This is a genomic window from Mesorhizobium album (assembly GCF_033977205.1).
Classification (GTDB): Bacteria; Pseudomonadota; Alphaproteobacteria; order Rhizobiales; family Rhizobiaceae; genus Mesorhizobium; species Mesorhizobium album.
Genome location: NZ_JAVIIW010000028.1, coordinates 46,433 through 65,704, shown reverse-complemented (window position 1 = coordinate 65,704; position 19,272 = coordinate 46,433). Strand labels below are relative to the sequence as shown.

The 19,272-nt window shown below is 65.4% G+C and carries 13 protein-coding genes; 2 read left to right on the top strand and 11 right to left on the bottom strand.

The features are described 5' to 3' along the window. The first annotated feature begins 85 nt into the window (after positions 1–85). On the top strand, positions 86–2,731 hold the full coding sequence (gene pepN, locus RFN28_RS22340; protein ID WP_320289389.1) for an aminopeptidase N: 2,646 nt from the start codon (positions 86–88) through the stop codon (positions 2,729–2,731). A gap of 175 nt (positions 2,732–2,906) precedes the next feature. Beyond that, positions 2,907–5,228 carry a PAS domain-containing sensor histidine kinase gene (locus tag RFN28_RS22335; protein WP_320289388.1) on the top strand — a complete coding sequence of 774 codons (2,322 nt, stop codon included), beginning with the start codon at positions 2,907–2,909 and terminating at the stop codon, positions 5,226–5,228. 187 nt (positions 5,229–5,415) lie between these two features. On the opposite strand, the gene RFN28_RS22330 is transcribed toward RFN28_RS22335, so the two are convergent. From RFN28_RS22330 to RFN28_RS22280, 11 genes are all read right to left on the bottom strand, one after another. After that, positions 5,416–5,784: an exopolysaccharide production repressor protein gene (locus RFN28_RS22330; RefSeq protein ID WP_320289387.1), complete on the bottom strand. Its 369-nt coding sequence runs from the start codon at positions 5,782–5,784 to the stop codon at positions 5,416–5,418. 117 nt (positions 5,785–5,901) lie between these two features. Further along, on the bottom strand, positions 5,902–8,877 hold the full coding sequence (locus RFN28_RS22325) for a bifunctional [glutamine synthetase] adenylyltransferase/[glutamine synthetase]-adenylyl-L-tyrosine phosphorylase (RefSeq protein WP_430678618.1): 2,976 nt from the start codon (positions 8,875–8,877) through the stop codon (positions 5,902–5,904). Positions 8,878–8,888: 11 nt separating this feature from the next. Then, the gene (locus RFN28_RS22320) at positions 8,889–10,361 is read right to left on the bottom strand and encodes a sensor histidine kinase (protein ID WP_320289385.1); all 1,473 of its coding nucleotides are present in this window, start codon (positions 10,359–10,361) and stop codon (positions 8,889–8,891) included. Between the two features lie 108 nt (positions 10,362–10,469). Next, positions 10,470–11,144, bottom strand: coding sequence for a response regulator transcription factor (locus tag RFN28_RS22315; RefSeq protein WP_320289384.1), 675 nt, complete (start codon positions 11,142–11,144; stop codon positions 10,470–10,472). Between the two features lie 301 nt (positions 11,145–11,445). Then, entirely contained in the window at positions 11,446–12,993 is a 1,548-nt protein-coding gene (locus RFN28_RS22310) for a DegQ family serine endoprotease (protein WP_320289383.1), read from the bottom strand. Positions 12,994–13,134: 141 nt separating this feature from the next. After that, positions 13,135–13,599: a cytochrome c-type biogenesis protein gene (locus RFN28_RS22305; protein ID WP_320289382.1), complete on the bottom strand. Its 465-nt coding sequence runs from the start codon at positions 13,597–13,599 to the stop codon at positions 13,135–13,137. Next, entirely contained in the window at positions 13,596–15,587 is a 1,992-nt protein-coding gene (locus tag RFN28_RS22300) for a heme lyase CcmF/NrfE family subunit (RefSeq protein WP_320289381.1), read from the bottom strand. Before RFN28_RS22300 ends, RFN28_RS22305 begins: the two co-directional genes overlap by 4 nt. Beyond that, entirely contained in the window at positions 15,587–16,030 is a 444-nt protein-coding gene (ccmE, locus tag RFN28_RS22295; protein WP_320289380.1) for a cytochrome c maturation protein CcmE, read from the bottom strand. Before ccmE ends, RFN28_RS22300 begins: the two co-directional genes overlap by 1 nt. Positions 16,031–16,033: 3 nt before the next feature. After that, positions 16,034–17,170, bottom strand: coding sequence for a c-type cytochrome biogenesis protein CcmI (gene ccmI / locus RFN28_RS22290; protein ID WP_320289379.1), 1,137 nt, complete (start codon positions 17,168–17,170; stop codon positions 16,034–16,036). Positions 17,171–17,281: 111 nt separating this feature from the next. Continuing rightward, positions 17,282–17,866 carry an RT0821/Lpp0805 family surface protein gene (locus tag RFN28_RS22285; RefSeq protein ID WP_320289378.1) on the bottom strand — a complete coding sequence of 195 codons (585 nt, stop codon included), beginning with the start codon at positions 17,864–17,866 and terminating at the stop codon, positions 17,282–17,284. Beyond that, positions 17,866–19,254, bottom strand: a complete 1,389-nt coding sequence (locus RFN28_RS22280; RefSeq protein WP_320289377.1) for an ATP-binding protein — start codon at positions 19,252–19,254, stop codon at positions 17,866–17,868. The genes RFN28_RS22285 and RFN28_RS22280 overlap by 1 nt, the downstream gene beginning before the upstream one ends. Positions 19,255–19,272 lie beyond the last annotated feature (18 nt).

Here is a 19,272-nt window from a genome sequence, read left to right as displayed (position 1 = left end):
ACCGTTTCGTGTAAAGAGCGCGGGCTTTCAAAATTCCTGGACCAGCAACATCCTGCGGTCCGAGATCGACAGGAAAACCGACGGAATGCGCACCGATACCGGACATGTCTTCAAGCTCGAAGACTATCGCCCCAGCGACTATCTCATTCCGCGGATCAGCCTCGACTTCCGCCTGTCTCCCGATGCGACGCGCGTCACTGCCGTTCTCACCGTCGAGCGGCGCGAAGGCATTACCGCCTCCGCGCCGCTGGTGCTCGACGGCGACGGCCTGACGCTGCTCGGTATCGCCGTCGACGGCAAGGCTCTCGCGCCGGCCCACTATGAGGCGACGCCGGACCAGCTGACCATTGCGAAGCCGCCGGCGGCGCGCAGCTTCGAGCTTCGCCTCGAGACCGAGATCGCGCCGTCGCGCAACGAGGCGCTGATGGGGCTTTACCGCTCGAACAATGTCTATTGCACGCAATGCGAGGCCGAGGGCTTTCGCCGCATCACCTATTTCCTCGACCGGCCCGACATCCTCTCCATCTACACGGTCCGCATCGAGGCGCCCCACAACGAAGCGCCGCTGCTGCTCTCCAACGGCAACCCCGTCGAAAATGGCGTGCTCACCGACGGCCGGCACTATGCCGTCTGGCACGATCCCTTCCCAAAACCCTCCTATCTCTTCGCGCTGGTGGCGGGCGCGCTCGGCAAGGTGGCGGGCAGCTTCACCACCATGTCGGGCCGCACGGTCGAGCTCGGCATCTATGTCGAGCCGGGCAAGGAGCGGCTCGCCGGCTATGCGATGGACGCGTTGAAGCGCTCGATGAAATGGGACGAGGAAGCCTTCGGCCGCGAATACGATCTCGACGTCTTCAACATCGTCGCCGTGTCGGACTTCAACATGGGCGCGATGGAGAACAAGGGCCTCAACATCTTCAACGACAAATACGTGCTGGCCGACGAAGAGACCGCGACGGACGCCGACTTCGCCAATATCGAGGCGATCATAGCGCATGAATATTTCCACAACTGGACCGGCAACAGGATCACTTGCCGCGACTGGTTCCAGCTCTGCCTGAAGGAAGGGCTGACCGTTTACCGCGACCACGAATTCTCCGCCGACCAGCGCTCGCGCGCGGTGAAGCGCATCGCCGAGGTGCGCACGCTGCGCGCGCATCAGTTCCCCGAGGACCAGGGGCCGCTGGCGCACCCCGTGCGGCCGCGCCGCTACCGCGAGATCAACAACTTCTACACCGCAACCGTCTACGAGAAGGGTTCGGAAGTGGTGCGCATGATCCGCACCATTCTTGGGCCCGAGGCGTTCCGCGCCGGCATGGACCTCTATTTCGAGCGGCATGACGGCGAGGCGGCGACGATCGAGGATTTCCTCAAAGTGTTCGAGGACGTCTCCGGACGAGGCCTTGCGCAGTTCGCGCTCTGGTACCACCAGGCCGGCACGCCGAACCTGATGGTCAGTTCCTCCCACAATGCGGCGGCCAAGACATTCACGCTGGAGATCGAACAGTCGGTGCCGCCGACACCGTCGGAAAGCCGCAAGCGGCTGATGCATATTCCGCTGGCCTTCGGCCTGGTCGGTGCCGGCGGCAAGCCTGTCACTTGGGCAGCCGTCGATGGCGCCGCCGTCGAGGACGGCGTCATCCATGTGCGCAAGCGGCGGCACACGGTGCGCTTCTCAGGCGTTGCAGAGCGACCTTCGCTGTCGCTCAACCGCGGATTCTCGGCGCCGATCACGCTCTCGGTGCAGCAGAAGGCCGACGACCAGTTCTTCCTCGCCAGCCATGACAGCGACTCTTTCTCGCGCTGGCAGGCTGTCAACACGCTGCTCACCGACGCGCTGATCGCGGCCTTCCGCCAGGTGCTGGGCGGCAAGGAGCCGGCCTTCGCAGCAAGTCTCGCCGAGCTTGCCGGCGGGATCGCCGGCGACGAGACGCTGGAGCCGGCCTACCGGGCGCTGGCGCTGGCGCTGCCCGGCGAGGCGGACATCGCCCGCGATATCGGCAAGGGCATCGACCCCGACGCCGTCTTCGCCGCCCGCGAGGCGCTGGCGGCAACGGTCGCCAAGGTAAGCCGCGAGACCTTCTCGGCGCTTTACCACAGCCTTGCCGACAAGGGCCCGTTCACGCCCGACGCGGCGAGCGCCGGCCGACGCGCGCTGCGCAACATCCTGCTCGATTACCTGTCGCTGCTGCCTGAGGGGGCGGCGCTTGCGGCGGCGCATTTCCGGGCGGCAACCAACATGACCGACCGCGCCGCGGCGCTCACCGTGCTGGCGCACCGCCATGCCGGCTCTCCTGAGGCGGAAGAGGCGCTGGCAGGCTTCGAACTGAAATATCGCGGCGACGCGCTGGTGCTCGACAAATGGTTCCAGATCCAGGCCGGCGTGCCCGGCGCGCTGACCGTCGAAAAGGTGCGCGCGCTGATGCAGCATCCCGCCTTCTCGATCACCAACCCGAACCGGGTGCGTTCGCTGATCGGCACCTTCTTCAGCGCCAACCAGACCGGCTTCCATCGCGCCGACGGCCAGGGCTACCGCTTCTTCGCCGAGACCGTGCTGGAGGTCGAGAAGCGCAACCCGCAGGTGGCGGCAAGGCTGGCGACGGCGATGCGGTCCTGGCGCTCGCTGGAACCGGTCCGGCAGAACAAGGCGCGGCAGGCGCTGCTGCACATGGCAAATGCCGAGAACCTTTCGGCGGATCTGCGCGATATCGTGGAGCGGACGCTGGCGTAGCTCCCTCCTTCTCCCCTTCTTGTGGGAGAAGGGAAAAGCGCCAATTTCAATCAACTTTTAATCTTTTTTGGCCGCGCCTCTGGACAAGGCGAATCACCTTTGATTCTTTACTGACGATTCGGGCGTGCGGCGTAGCCGGATCGTCAAGTATGCGGCAAATCGGGGAGTGCCATTCATGGCCAAGACGGACGCGTGGGGCGCGCCCGGAGGGAAGGCTTTTGCGCGTCGCGAGGCAAGGGGCGACGGGCTCGCCGGCAATGCGCGCCTGATCGCCGAGCCAGCCTATCAGCGGCTGCTGGCGGCGGAGCCGCTGCTGCGCCGCTCGATCCCGGCGCTGATCATCATCTTCCTCATCGTCATCGCCGCGCTACGCTTCCTGTCGCTGGTCAACGAGCGCGACGAGGTCGAACGCAACGCCAAGGCGGTGCTGGCTTTAGCCGCCGGGCAGATGGCGCAGGCGATCACCGCGGACCCGAACGCGGCCGGCGCCAACGCGATGGACCTTCTGGAAAACACCAGCCGTCAGGGCGCCATGGGCCGCAGCCATGTGCTGGCCGTCAGCGACGGCGCCTTCAAGATCCTCGCGGTGTCGCCGCTGTCGACCGGCTGGAAGGGACGCTCGCTGGACAGCCTGGTGCTCGGCGGACAGCCGCTGTTCATGTTCGGCGACCGCGCAGGCGTGATGGATGTCAGCATCGGCGGCAAGGACTGGTTCGCCGCCGTCAGCCTCACGGGCGACCGCAAGAACGCCGCGGCCGCACTTGTGCCCAAGGAGGCGGTGTTCGATGGCTGGCGCAAGACGGTGTCGCTCAACGTCACGCTGTTCGTGCTGACGGCCGGCGTGCTGATCGTCATCCTCTATGCCTATTTCGGCCAGGCGGCGCGCGCCCAGGCGGCCGACCGCATCTATCTCGAGGCACATCAGCGCATCGACATGGCGCTGGTGCGCGGCCGCTGCGGCCTATGGGACTGGGACATGGTGCGCGGCAAGATGTACTGGTCACGCTCGATGTACGACATGCTGGGCTACGAGCCTTGCGACACGATGCTGTCCTTCGGCGAGGTCGACGAGATCATCCATCCCGACGACGGCGATCTCTTCGAGCTCGCCAACCGCATCGTCGAGCGTGAGATCGACCATATCGACCAGGTCTTCCGCATGCGCCACGCCGACGGGCAATGGGTGTGGATGCGCGCCCGCGCCCAGGTGATCGATCCGGAAGCGCCGGAGATCCAGTTGATCGGCATCGCCGTCGACGTCACCGAGCAGCGGCATCTGGCGCTGCGCTCCGAAGCGGCGGACATGCGGCTGAGGACAGCAATCGAGAACATCAACGAATCCTTCGTGCTGTGGGACGCCACCGAGCGGCTGATCATGTGCAACTCCAAATTCCAGAAAGACAACGGGCTCTCCGACCGCGACGTGGTGCCGGGCGCGACCCGCGAGATGCTGGAGGAGCGCATGCTCGCCTTCGCCTCGGAGCGCAGGCTCGCCAATGCCAACGGCCCGCATGGCGGCATCACCATTGAGAGACAGTTGGCGGACGGCCGGTGGCTGCAGGTCAACGAGCTCAGGACCAGGGACGGCGGCATCGTCTCGGTCGGCTCCGACATCACCCAGATCAAGCTGCACCAGGAAAAGCTGGTCGACAGCGAGCGCCGCCTGATGGCGACGATTCATGACCTCAGCCTCGCCCGCCGCGCCGAGGAGGAACGCGCCAAGGAACTTGTCGAGCTCAACCGCAAATACATGAAGGAGACCGAGCGCGCCGAGGCGGCCAACCGGGCGAAGTCCGAATTCCTCGCCAACATGTCGCATGAGCTGCGCACGCCGCTCAACGCCATCATCGGCTTTTCCGAACTGATGGAACAGCGATTGTTCGGACCGCTCGGCTCGCCGCGCTACGAGGAATATGCCAGCGACATCAACGGCAGCGGCAAATACCTGCTTGGCGTCATCAACGACATCCTCGACATGTCGAAGATCGAGGCCGGCCAGTTCTCGCTCGACCGTGAGGAGATCGACCTTTGCCCGCTGATCAAGGAGACTGTGCGCGTCATCTCGCTGCAGGCGGCGGAAAAGTCGATCACGGTGGAAACGCGCATCGCCGACTCCATGCGGCTTTATGCCGACCGCCGCGCGATCAAGCAGATCGCCATCAACCTCCTTTCCAATGCGGTGAAGTTCACCGGACAGGGCGGCAAGATCACGGTGAGGGCGCGCAGCGCGTCGGGCGCACTGGTGCTCACCATCGAGGACAATGGCTGCGGCATCCCGAAGCAGGCGCTGAGCAAGCTCGGGCGGCCGTTCGAGCAGGTGCAGAACCAGTTCTCCAAGAACCATACCGGGTCCGGCCTCGGGCTGGCCATCTCGCGCTCGCTCGCCGAACTGCAGGGCGGCGCGCTGAAGATCCGCTCGACCGAAGGCGTCGGCACCATCGTGTCGGTGCGTATCCCGCTCAAGAAATCGCCGACGACGGTGAAGGTGGCGGCTTAGGCTAGTTCGGAATCTGGAATTTCTGAACGCGGCGGGACAGCGCCCGCTGTACTGCCCAAAACAGGGAAAACGTCCGCTCCGGATTTTATTGCGGAGTTGCTAATATTACGGTTGACTTAGCCGGCTTGCCCCCGCGCCGGTCAGGCCCGGCGGTCGGTCAAACCCACCCCAACGGACTGTCGGGCCGCTAAACTGAGCCAGTAGGGTTTAAATCGTTTACGGCTGCCGATGCCGGGCTTGCGTCGGCACCTTTCGATGCCCGCCTATAGATCAAGCCGACGACCAAGCCGATATATCCGACCTGCAGAATGACCATGGCCAGCATTGCCCATCCGAGCGCCGTCCAGACGGAACCAGTTGCTTTGTCAGCCCAGATCGCGACGATGAATGACGTCGCGAACATGCCCACCAAGAATTTCGGAAGTTCCATAGTTGCACATTGCCCCCAGGTTTTGGCGATGTAGGCGGCTGTCAAATCAGGCGTTAAAAGAACCCGCCGCTCCATTTGCGAAGCGGCGGGGCCCCCCTTCGTCGGGGTGATGATTGACCCCGGCATTGCTGACAGTGCAATTGCGGTGCCAGACCCATTGACCCATTACGGGACACCTTTGCCAATGGCGCAAGACCGGGTTGCCGATTAATATTAACTGTGGCTAATGTGCCACCCGAGGAATCATGGCGGCAATGCGGTTGACGACGACGTTCCCGCACGAAGCAGACGGTCGAAATCTCTCCTGACCTTCAGCGACGTCTCCTTGAGGTGTGCTTCCAGCACGCCGAAATCCGGCAGGTCGGTGGCCGCCAAAAGCAGATCCGAAAGCCCGGGCGGCACGTCGTCGCGCTGGAACTCTCCGGTAAGGCAAAGCCTGATCATCTGCGTCAGCGCAAGATAGAGCCGCCAGGCGTCGCAGAGTTCCTGCCGGACACCGGGAGCCGCGAAACCGGGGGAGAGTCGCGCCAGCACATCGGCGGTCGCCGTGACCCGACGGCCGGGCTCGACATTACCGGTGATGATGGCGACCTGGGCGATGAATTCGAGGTCGATGAGGCCGCCCGGGATCAGCTTGATGTCCCAGAGATCGCGCGGCGGCTTTTCCTTCTCGATCAGCGCCCGCATCTCTGAAGCATCCGCCTTCACCTTAGCGCCGTCGCGCGGCTGCGCGAGAACCGCCGCGATATCCTCCTCGACCTCCGCGCAGAGTTCAGCATCGCCGCCAATGGCGCGGGCTCTTGCCAGCGCCATGTGCTCCCATGTCCAGGCGTCCTGGCGCTGATATTTCTTGAAGGCGTCGATATGGGTGGCGACCGGCCCCTTGTTGCCGGAGGGGCGCAAGCGAAGGTCGAGCTCGTAAAGCACGCCTTCGGCCGTAGGCGCCGAGACGGCGGCGATCAGCCGCTGCGTCTTACGGGCATAGTAGTGCGAGGTCGCAAGCGGCTTTGCGCCGTCGGATTCCTCCGCATCCACGTCGTGGTCGTAGAGCAGGATGAGGTCGACATCCGAGCCGGCAGTGAGCTCGCGGCTGCCGAGCTTGCCCATACCGAGCAGCGCCACCCGGCCCCCGGCGATACTGCCATGGCGCTGCGCGAACTCCGTCGTGACGGCGTTAAGTGCGGCCTCTATGGTAAGGTCCGCAAGATCGGAGAAGGCGCGCCCCGCCCGCGCGGGATCGATCGAGCCCGCAAGCAGGCGTACGCCGATCAGGAATTTCTGCTCGGAGGCGAAGGTGCGCAGCCGGTCGAGCACATCCTCATAGGCGCGGTCGCCCTCGATGAAGGCGGCAAGCCGCGCCGAAAGATAGGCCCGGTCCGGCAGTTCGGTAAGCAGCGCCGGGTCGAGCAGGCCGTCGAAGACATGCGGCCGGCGCGTGATGATGGCAGCGAGCCGCGGCGCAGCACCCATGATCGTCGCCATCATCTTGAGCATCGCCGGATTGGATTGCAAAAGCGAGAAGAGCTGGATGCCGGCCGGCAGGCCGGCGAGGAACTCGTCGAAGCGTATCAGCGCTTCGTCGGCGCGGCGGGTCTGGCCGAAGGCCTTCAGCAGCGCCGGCGTCAGCTCCGTCAGCCGCTCGCGCGCCTCCGCCGACTGGGTGACGCGGTAGCGGCCGAAATGCCAGCCGCGGATGACGCGGCAGATGTCGCTCGGCCGCTGAAAGCCGAGGCGATGCAGGGTCTGCAACGTGTCGGGGTCGTCGACATCGCCGGTGAAGACCAGGTTGCCGACGCCGGCCGAGAGTTCGGGAGCCGTCTCGAACAGCGCCGCATAGTGGCGCTCGACCTGCTGCAGCGAGGCGCGGAAGGTTTTCGCGAATTCCGCCTCGCCGGCAAAGCCCAGCATCAGCGCGATGCGTTGCAGCCCCTCGTCATCCTCCGGCAGGATATGCGTCTGCTCGTCCGCCACCATCTGGATGGCATGCTCGACCCTGCGCAGGAACCAGTATTGCCGGGTGAGCGCATCGCGCGCGTCGGCGGTGATCCAGCCACGTGCCGCGAGTTGGCCGAGCATCGGCACCGTCTCGCGGCCGCGCAGTTCCGGAAAGCGGCCGCCGGCAATGAGCTGCTGCGTCTGGACGAAGAACTCGATCTCGCGGATGCCGCCGCGGCCGAGCTTGACATTGTGTCCCTTCACCGCGATCTCGCCATGACCCTTGTGGGCATGGATCTGGCGCTTGATCGAATGAACATCGGCGATCGCCGCGTAGTCCATGTATTTGCGCCAGACATAGGGCTGCAATTCCTTGAGGAAGGCAGCGCCCGCGGCAAGGTCACCCGCCACCGGCCGCGCCTTGATCATAGCGGCGCGCTCCCAGTTCTGGCCACGCGCCTCGTAATAGCGCAGCGCTGCCTCGACCGGGATCGCCAACGGTGTTGAGCCGGGATCGGGACGAAGCCTCAGATCGGTGCGGAAGACATAGCCGTGCTCGGTGCGGTCCTGCAGGATGCGCACGAGGCGGCGGGTGAGGCGCGAGAACAACTCCGTGGCGTCGAGCGGATCGACGACCGCCGGCGCTTCCGGATCGAAGAAGACGACTAGGTCGATGTCGGAGGAAAAGTTCAGCTCATGCGCGCCGAGCTTGCCCATGCCGAGCAGGATCCAGCCCGAGCCGCGCGCGGGGTCCTTCGGCTCGGGCAGCTTGAGCTTGCCCTGCCCGTGCGCGTCGAGCAGCAGGAAGTCGACGGCGGCGCGGGTGCAGGCATCGGCGAGGTTGCTGAGGCGGCGCACCGTCAGCGCGGTCTCGGCTTCGCCTGAAAGGTCGGCGAGCGCGATCAGGAAATGCGCCTCAGTCTTCCATTGCCTGAGCGCCATCATCAGGCTCGATTCCGAGACATTGTCGGCCTGCGCCGCGCGATCGATCGCCTCGCCGATGACGTCGAGCCGCGCTTCGATCGTCTGGTCGAACAGCGTGTCGAGAATGGCCGGGCGGCGGCGGGCCACATCGCGCAGGAACGGCGACAGGTCGAAAACGGCAGCAAGCAGATCCTGCAAAGTGCCCTTGCCGGCAAGGAACGCGGCGAGCCGCGTCAAGCCGTCTTCCCCGGCGGCGTCCGCGATCTCGGACAACTCCCGCCGGGCGTGGTCGCCATCCAACGGGCGAAGCGCCAGCGTCGGGCGGAGCTGCCATGCGGTTTCGACCTGTTTCTTTGCCATCCTAGCCGCCATCAATGCGTCTCCCGTGTCGGGAAACTCATGACCACGGACAATCCAGGATTGGCGGGCAAAAGATCAAGCCTGCCATTGTGGAAAGTCATGATCGCCTTGGCGAGGCTGAGGCCCAGGCCCGAGCCCGGCTGCGAGCGGCTCTTTTCCAGCCGCACGAAGCGCTCGGTGACCCTGGCACGGTCGGTATCGTCGGGGATGCCGTGGCCGTTGTCTGAAACGACAAGCTTGATCTCGCCGCCGGCGCGCTCCAGCGTGACGCGCACTTTCGGGTCCTCGATGGCGCCGGTCGAGTATTTGATCGCGTTGTCGACGATGTTGGACAGCGCCTGGCCGATCAGCTCGCGGTTGCCGTGGATGGTGATGGCTTCGGGCACCGTGGCTTCCAGGGCAACGCCCGCCTCTTCCGCCACCGGCTCGTAGAGCTCGACCACGTCGCTCACCGTGGCTGCTAGATCGACCGGGCTTGTCGTCTCGGAGGAATAGCCGGCCTCCAGCCGCGAGATCATCAGGATGGCGTTGAAGGTTTTGATGAGCTGGTCGGACTCGGCGATCGTGCCTTCCAACGCCTGGCGGTAGTCGGCCGTCTTGTGCTTGCCGGCAAGCGTCGCCTCGGCGCGGTTGCGCAGCCTGGTCAGCGGCGTCTTCAGGTCGTGGGCGATGTTGTCGGAGACCTGCTTCAGCCCCTCGTTCAGCATGGCGATGCGGGCGAGCATGGTGTTGAGATTTTCCGACAGGCGATCGAATTCGTCGCCGGCGCCGGTCACCGGCAGCCGTCCGGAAAGGTCGCCGCCCATGATGCGGCGGCTCGCATCGGAGACGCTGTCGATGCGCTTCAGCGCGGCGCGCCCGACGAAGAACCAGATCAAGAGCCCGCCGAGCCCCATCATGCCCAGCGCCAGCGTCAGCGCGCGGCGGATGACGGCGCGGAAGCGCTCGGGCTCGCCGAGGTCGCGGCCGACCAGCATGATCATCTGGTTGGGGAGTCTCAGCACCAGCGCGATCGCATTATGGCCTTTCTCGCCCTCGGACTGCGCGCCGGCACGGGGCGGCGGCGCGGTCTGGTCGGATCCTCCGCCGCGCAGCCGGTCGAGTTCGCCCTCGCCGAAGCGCTGATAGGAAAAGGGCCGGGTTGTCCAGCCCTCGGTTTCGATGACCCCAGGCTCAAGGCTCTGCACGTTGCCGGTCAGAATCTGGCCGTTGGCGTCGGCGATCAGATAGAGGTTGGCGCCGGGCTGGCGGGAGCGGTTCTCGACCACGCGCACCAGCACCGGCAGGCCGCCGCGCTGGTAGGCCTGGGCAAGGCCCAGCACCTCGTCGTTGATGGTCTCCTGGGTCTGCGCGGTCAGCATGCGCGCCGACAGCGATGTCATGTAGAGGACCAGCAGCACGGCGCAGAGCGCGAAAAGCAGGAGGTAAAGCGCCGAGAGCCGGGCCGCCGTCGTCTTCATGATGGCCGGCAGGGAAAGAGCCATTTGCTCTTAGATCAGGATGACGATTAGTTGAATCGCCATCCTGATCTAACTCCTTGTTGTAGCATGATCTTTTTCCGAAAACCGGTTCCCACCTTTCGGAATCATGCTCTAGCCGCCTTTCAGCATGTAGCCGGCGCCGCGGATCGTGTGCAGGATCGGCTTGTCGAAGCCCTTCTCTATCTTGCCGCGCAGCCGCGAGACGTGCACGTCGATGACATTGGTCTGCGGATCGAAATGATAGTCCCAGACATTCTCGAGCAGCATGGTGCGCGTCACCACCTGGCCGGCATGGCGCATCAGATATTCGAGCAGGCGGAACTCGCGCGGTTGCAGCGTGATATCGCGCCCAGCGCGCTTGACCGAATGCGACAGGCGGTCGAGCTCGAGATCGCCGACGCGGTACACGGTCTCTGCCTCGCGCGCGCTGGCGCGGCGGTTCAGCACCTCGACGCGGGCGAGCAGTTCGGAAAAGGCGTAGGGCTTTGTCAGGTAATCGTCGCCGCCGGCGCGCAAACCGGTGACGCGGTCGTCGACCTCGCCCAGCGCTGACAGGATCAGCACCGGCGTGGTGTTGCCGCGCGAGCGGAGCGCCGCGATCACCGACAGGCCGTCGCGGCGCGGCATCAAGCGGTCGACCACCATCACGTCATAGTCGCCGGCATCAGCAAGCGCGAAGCCGGTCTCGCCGTCGCCGGCGACATGGGCGGTGTGGCCCGCCTCGGCGAAGGCCTTCTTCAGGTAGTCCGCCGCCTCGCGATCGTCTTCCATGACGAGAATCTTCATGGAGCCGTTATACGCGATTTCACCGGAAGATTGAGGGGCAGCCATTCCACTTGACCTTTGTGGTGAAGCGGCAGCGGGTGATGGGAAACCCGCTGCCGCCATGAGCGAAACACGATGACTGACTGACGTGCTCGGCCACGGCAGGTCTCGGCGGCGGCCCGGGGGTGTTGAAACCGCTGCAAGGAAAAGTCGCTGAGCAATTCCAGGAAAAGCGCGAAACGATTTTCCGTCAGGAATTGCGTCAAACCAAAGAGATAGAGCGGCTCTGCGTTTGCCTGAAACGATGAGCCGCTCTGTCGGATCAACCCTTGCCGACCGGCAGCGCGACGAAGCGGTTCGCGTCGTCGCGGGTGATCTGCATCAGCACCGCCTTGCGACCGGACTTCGCAGCGTCCGCCATAGCCTTGGAGACGTCGTCGGTGGTGTTCACCTCGGCCGAATTGATCGAGGTGATGACGTCGCCGGGCTGGATGCCGCGGTCTGCGGCGTCGCTGTCCGGATCGACATCGGTCACCACCAGGCCCTTGCCGTTTTCCGACTTGGTGACGGTGAGGCCGAGATCGGCCAGCGTGTCGGCCTTGGCGGGCGCCGACTGCTTGTTGTTGTCCTCGTTCGAAGCCTGCTTGTCGCTCGAAGGCAGCGTGCCGAGATCGACCTTGACCGTCTCGTTCTTGCCATTGCGCCACACGGTGACGTCGACCGACTTGCCAGGCGCATAGGCGCCGATCATGCGGGCGAGTTCCTTCGGCGAGGCGACTTCCTTGCCGTCGACCTGGGTGATGACATCGCCGGGGGTGATGCCTGCTTTCTTGCCTGGACCGGCGTCCTGCGCACTCGAAACCAGCGCGCCCTTGTCCGACTTCAGGCCGAGCGACTCGGCGATGTCCTTGGTCACCGGCTGAATCTCGACGCCGAGCCAGCCGCGCTGGACCGAGCCGTTCTTCATCAGATCTTCGACGACCTGCTTGGCGGTCGAGGCCGGAATGTCGAAGGCGATACCAACGCTGCCGCCCGAGGGCGAGAAGATGGCGGTGTTGATGCCGATCACCTGGCCGTTGAGGTTGAAGGTCGGACCGCCCGAATTGCCGCGGTTGACCGAGGCGTCTATCTGGATGAAGTCGTCATAAGGGCCGGCGCCGATGTCGCGGCCGCGGGCCGAAACGATGCCTGCCGTGACAGTGCCGCCGAGGCCGAACGGATTGCCGACGGCCACCACCCAGTCGCCGATGCGGATCTTGGAGTCGTCGGCGAAGTCGACATAGGTGAATTTGTTGGCGGCGCCATCGACCTTCAGCACCGCAAGATCGGTGCGCGGATCGGTGCCGATCAGCTTGGCGTCGAGCTCCTTGCCGTCATTGGTGACGACGGTGAAGTCCGAGCCTTCCGATACGACGTGATTGTTGGTGACGAGGTAGCCGTCCTCGGAGATGAAGAAGCCCGACCCTTGAGCGACCGGACGCGGCTCGCCATTGCCATGGTTGCGATGGTCGAAGCGGCGCATGCCGAACTGGCCGCCCTGGTCGCCGAAGCCACGGAACTGCTTGAAGAAGCGGCGCAGTTGCGGATTGTCGGGAAGGTTGTCGAAGCCGTCCTGATCGTTGGAGCCGTCATCGGCGGTCGGCTGGATCTTGGCCTTGACCTTGACGCTGACCACCGCCGGCGTGACGCGCTCGACGACATCGGCGAAGCTCGGGACCTGGGGGGCCTCGACGCGCACCGCATCAGCCAGCACGGGGGCAGTGCCGGTGGCGAGCGCGCCGGCGCCGACCGCACCGACGACAGCCAGGGAAGCGACGGCCGCGAGCAGGCGCTTGCGGGTGCCGGAATATGAATTGGGGGCAATATTCATGGGGTTTCGGTTCCTCTTTCGAAGGGATGCGGCTCAGACGAAGCATCCTCGGGCAAGAGGATTAGAGCGGCGCACATTACGGCGCCATTTCCGGTACATGAAAATTTTGTAATGTTGGGCGGTTGGCAGAGGAGCTGCGCGCTAGTCGCGCAGCATCTTGTCCAGCGCCGCCTGTTCCTCGGCGCTGAGCGAGTTGTCCGGTGCGGGGCGGCGCGAGCGGGCGCTAAGTACGATAAAGATGCCGCCGGCGAGCAGCAGAAGCGCCGGCGTGCCCCACAAAAGCGCGTTGCGCAGGCTGAAGCGCGGCTTCAAGAGCACGAACTCGCCATAGCGCGAGACGATGTAATCCATCACCTGCTGGTCGGTGTCGCCGGCAACGAGGCGCTGGCGCACGAGGATGCGCAGGTCGCGCGCAAGGTCGGCGTCGGATTCGTCGATCGACTGGTTCTGGCAGACCATGCAGCGCAGGCCTTCGGAAAGCGCACGGGCGCGAGCCTCGAGCGCCGGATCGGGCAGCACCTCGTCGGGCTTCACAGCCTGAGCCGTGCCGGCGAAGACCAGCGCCAGCAGGAGGACCAGCGAGGCGAGCGAAAACTTCGCCTTCATGTCGGACTCACAGGCACAGCAGCGGCGGCCAGCTTGCGGCGGCGAGACGGAGCGCCGACGCGCAGGCGCCGGTCGAGCAGCGACATGGCGGCGCCGGCCATCATCACCAGGCCGCCGCCCCAGATCAGCGTCACCAGCGGCTTCCACCACAGGCGCACGACGACGGAGCCGTCCTTGCCCTCGTCGCCGAGCGACAGATAAAGCTGGCTGAGGCCCAGCGTCCTGATGCCCGACTCGGTCGTCACCATCTGCCGCACCGGGTAGAAACGTTTCGCCGATGTGATCTCGCCATCGATGTTGCCGTCAGCACCAATCAGCAGGAAGCGGCCGCGATCCTCGGTGAAGTTAGGACCTTTCTGCGGGAACAGCCCTTCGAAGCGCAGCGTGTGGCCGGAAAGCTCCACCGTCTCGCGGGCGCGCATGGTCAGAATCTTCTCGGTACCGAAGGAGAGCGTGGAGACGATGCCGAGCAGAGTGAGCCCGAGGCCGAGATGGGCAAGTGCGGTGCCGAAGACCGAGCGCGGCAGGCCGGCAAAGCGCCGAAGCACGACGGCCGGCGCCACCGAGCCGACGCCGGCCTTGACCGCAAGGTCGGTCAGCGCGCCGGCGACCAGCCAGACGGCGAGGCCGACGCCGAGTGCTGCGAAGACGGAGGCGCCATCGATGAACAGGCCGGTGACCAGCATCGCGGCGAGCGCGACCGCGAAGGCCGCCATCAGGCGCTGCGAGGCGGCAAGGATGTCGCCGCGCTTCCAGGCCAGCAGCGGACCGAATGGCACGATGGCGAGCAGCGGCAGCATCAGCGGGCCGAAGGTCAGGTCGAAGAAGGGCGCGCCGACCGAGATCTTGCCGCCGGTGATGGCTTCAAGCGCCAGCGGGTAAAGCGTGCCGACGAGCACGGTGGCGGTAGCCGTGGTGAGGAACAGGTTGTTGAGGACGAGCGCGCCCTCGCGCGAGATCGGGTGGAACAAGCCTCCGGCGGTCAGCCGCGAGGCGCGCAGCGCAAACAGCGCCAGCGAGCCGCCGATAAACAGCGTCAGGATGCAGAGGATAAAGACGCCGCGCGCCGGATCGGTGGCGAAGGCATGCACGGACGTCAGCACGCCGGAGCGCACCAGGAAGGTGCCGAGCAGCGACAGCGAGAACGTGAGGATGGCAAGCAGCAGCGTCCAGATCTTCAGCGCCGAGCGTTTCTCCATGACGATCGCCGAATGGAGCAGCGCAGTGCCCGCGAGCCATGGCATGAAGGAAGCGTTCTCGACCGGGTCCCAGAACCAGAAGCCGCCCCAGCCGAGCTCGTAATAGGCCCAGTAGGAGCCCATGGCGATGCCGCCGGTGAGGAACATCCAGGCGACCAGCGTCCATGGCCGCACCCAGCGCGCCCAGGAGGCGTCGATGCGGCCCTCGATCAGCGCGGCAACCGAGAAGGAAAAGCAGATCGAGAAGCCGACATAGCCGAGGTAAAGCAGCGGCGGATGGACGGCGAGACCGAGGTCCTGCAGGATCGGGTTGAGGTCGCGGCCTTCGATCGGCGCCGGGTTCAGCCGGATGAAGGGGTTGGACGTCGTCAGGATGAACAGGAAGAATGCGGCGCCGATCATGCCCTGCACGGCCAGCACATTGGCCTTCAGCGTTGCCGGCAGGTTGGAACCGAAGACGGCGACGAGCGCGCCGAAGAAGGTCAGGATCAGCACCCAGAGCAGCATCGAGCCTTCGTGGTTTCCCCAGGTGCCGGTGATCTTGTAGATCATCGGCTGCAGCGAATGGGAGTTTTCCCACACACTCGCGACCGAGAAGTCGGAACCGGCATAGGCGCTTGCAAGGGCCGTGAAGGAGAGCGCGGTGAGCGCAAAGCCGGTGACGGCGACCGGACCGCCGACCGCCATCATTCGCTGGTTGCCGGTGCGGGCGCCGACCAGCGGCACCAGCATCTGCACCAGCGACAGCGCGAAGGCGAGGACGAGCGCGAAATGTCCGGTCTCAACCATTATTGACTCTTGCTTTCCTGCCAGACGCCCTTGGCCTTCAGGCCGTCGGCGACTTCCTTGGGCATATAGCGCTCGTCATGCTTGGCTAAAACGCTGTCGGCGACGAAAACGCCGTCCGGGCCGAAAGCGCCCTCGGTGATGACACCCTGTTCCTCGCGGAAGAGATCGGGCAGGATGCCGGTATAGGTGACCTTCACCGACTTCTGATTGTCGGTGACCGAGAAGGCGACAGTGGCGCCCTGCCCGCGCTCGATGGTGCCTTTCTCGACGAGGCCGCCGAGACGGATGCGCTGCCCGGGCTGGACGATTGCCGAGGCAAGATCGGCCGGCATGTAGAAATAGGAGGCCTTCTGGCCGAGCGCGTAGAAGGTGAGGCCGGCGGCGGCGCCGAGGAAGGCCAGCCCCGCCAGGATCACCGACAATCGCTTCTGCTTGCGCGTCATCTCTTACTCCGTCGCCGTCACGCCGAGGGAGGCGGCAAAGGCGGTGAATTTCTTGGCCTGTTCGCTGTCGGCGCCAAAGACGGCGACCGCGCGGACGAGCGCGTCGCGCGCCTGGTCGGCCTTGCCGAGCACGACATAGGAACGAATGAGCCGCATCCAGCCTTCCTCGTCGCGCGGATTTTGCTTCAGCCTGTCGTCGAGGCCGGCGACCATGGTTTCGATCATCGCCTGCCGGTCCTGCGGCGACATCTGCTGCGCCGCTTCGACCTGCCCCGCGTCCGGACCATTGGCCGGTTTGCCTTCCGCGACCGCAGGCGCGGTCGTTTCGGCAAGCGCCTGCTGGACGGCGCTGCGCCAGGGCGAATCCGGCGGCAGGTGACTGAGCATCTTCTGCCAGGCGGCGGCGGCATCGGCCTTCCTGCCTTCCTGGGCCAGGCCCATCGCCAGATAGAAGCTTGCCTTGGCGTTGGCGGGGTCGAGCTTCAAGGCGGCCTCGAAGGCATCCTGAGCCTCGGCCGACACGACGCCGCCGGCGGCATCGGCGATCGCCTCGCCGAGCCCGGCCTGGCGAACGGCGCTGTCGCCGTCGAGGCGAATGGCGTTGCGGTAGGCGGTCTCCGCGTCGGCGTAGCGCTGCAGGCGCAGATAAACCGGCGCCAGCACGTCCCAGCCCTTGCCGTCGGACGGATTGGCCGCGAGATGAGACTCTGCGCGGGCGACCAGCTCATCGACCGAGGAATCGGCCGGGTTCTTGGCAAGCCGTTCGGTCAGCGGTTGCGAGGGCAGGTCAGGCGAGCCGAGCTCGCCGTAAAGCCCCCAGCTCACCAGCGGCACGGCCAGCACGGCGGCGGTGGCGACCAGCCTTGCGGTGCGCGAGGGACGCGGCGCTTCCGCGCCCGGCTGGCTGCCCGCGCCGAGACGCAGGATGCGGCGGCCGATCTCGGCGCGCGCTTCCTCGGCCTCGGCCGGCTGGATCAGGCCGCGCGCCACGTCGCGGTCGAGCTCGGAAAGCTGGTCGCGATAGACTTCGAGGTCGTGATCGCCGGCAGCGGATGCGCCCTTCGTGCCGCCGGCCAGCGGCAACAGCACCGCCAGGCTGGCGCCCAGCGTAAGGATTGCGGCTATGACCCAGAACAGCATGGCTATTCCAATAAAGGCAGAGCCCTGCCCTGCCAACACAAGCATCCTGCGACGCTTTGACGGCAGGCCCGCCGCCCGGCCTTGATCGATATCAAATCGCGCCGACCTAACCTAGGTCAGCGGCGTCCAACTGCCGTCGGCATTGCGGCAGGCCGTCCCGCGCGCGGTGACGCCGGAAGTGCCGGTGTACACGGTGTGCGTGTACTGGCGGCAATCCTGCGAGCCGACCCGGTAGGGCTGCGCGGCAACGACCTCGCCATAATGGGACGAGCTGTCGCTCTTCCACGTCACCTTCTGGCCGCTGGTATTGTACTCCAGCGCCTTGTATTCCGCTTCCAGTCCCTTGCGCTTCTCGGCATCGCTCAAGCCTGCGCCGATCGAGCCGCCGATGAGCCCGCCATTCATCGCCGAGACAATGCTGGTTCCCACCTTGCCGCCGGCCGGCGGAGTGGACGCGGGCGTAATCGGAGAGCCCGGCCCTCCCCTGCCCAGTGTCGTGCAGCCTGAAACGGCCAGCAGAGCAGAAACGAGCGCGACGCGAATCTTCATACCAGCAATCGGTTCTCTTGAGCGGGATTGGCTTCTTGAGCGAAATGCACAGGGGCTCGCGCCATCGGGGAGGACGGCGAGGCCATAGTGTTGATATTTGTCGGAAATTTGGCCGCGACCGGCCGCTTGAAAATCGATAAAATACATTAATGAAGGCTCCGCAATCTCACCACCGCCCTCAAGCCGCCCATGCGGGACCGCTCCAGCGCCAGGGCGCCTGCATACTCGTTGACGAGGTCGGCGACAATGGCAAGCCCGAGCCCCGTTCCCGGCTTCGTTTCGTCTAGTCTCTTGCCACGCTTCAGCACCTCCCGCGCGCTGTCCTCGGGAATCCCGGGGCCGTCATCCTCTATAACGATTTCAAACTTGCCAGCGCTTCCCGGAACTGTGGCGACCGAGACGGCGACGGCGCTTTTGGCCCATTTCATGGCATTGTCGAGCAGGTTGCCCAGCAATTCCTCCAGATCCTCGCGCTCGCCGGCGAATACGATCCCGGCCGGCGGCTGCGACAGCGTGAGCCTGGTCTGGGGGTTGAGCTTCTGCAGCACGCGCACCATGCGCTCGACCAGCGGCGCCACTGGCGTGCGGAAGACGACGCTGTCGCGCTGGGCGGCGACGCGGGCGCGCTGCAGATAATGGTCGACCTGCTTCTGCATCGAGGCCGCCTGCTCGGCGATGAGCTGGCCTTTGGCGCCGCCGAGCGCGCGGCCCTCATTGATCAGCACGGCGAGCGGCGTCTTCAGCGAATGGGCGAGGTTGCCGACTTGCGTGCGCGAGCGCTCGACGATGCGCCTGTTGTTCTCGATCAGCGCATTGGTCTCGTTGGCCAGCGGCTCGATCTCGGCCGGAAAGCGCCCGTCGAGCCGCTGCGCCGTGCCCTCGCGCACCATGGCGAGCGCATTGCGCACCCGGCGCAAGGGCTGCAGGCCGAGCAGGATGGCAATGGCGTTGATGGCGATCATGCCGACGCCGAACAGCGACAGATAGGTGAGCAGGCGGCGCTGGAAGCTCGCGATCTCCTGTTCCAGCTCGCTGTGGTTGCCCATGACACGGAAACGCGCGGCGCGGTTCTTGGCATCCAGCACGAACTCGCTCTCGAAGACTTCGAGCTTCTCGCCCTTGATGCCTTCGGTCGAGTAGCTGCGCTGGAAGTTGGCGTTGAATGGCACCTCGGCGACGCTCGGCGACGGGATCGAGGCCGTCATCGAGGAAGAATGGAGATCGCCGTGGACGCCTTCGGAGGCCGGCTCCACCGACCAGTACCAGCCGGAATTCGGTTCCGAGAAGCGCAGGTCGCCAAGGTCAGGCGCACCGGTGAGCGCGCCGCCTTCGGAGATGCCGACGGACCCGATCAGGTTGAACAGATGCGCCGAGAGCAGGCTGTCGAAGCCGCGCTCGCTGGCCTGACGGTAGAGCGTGGTGATGAGGGTGAAGATGACCACCAGCGTCAGGATCGCCCAGACGGTCGAAAAGGCGATGACGCGGAAGGTCAGCGAGCGCGGCCAGAGCCGCAGCTTTGAAAGCCGCGTTCTCATGGTTGGCTTCACCGGTTC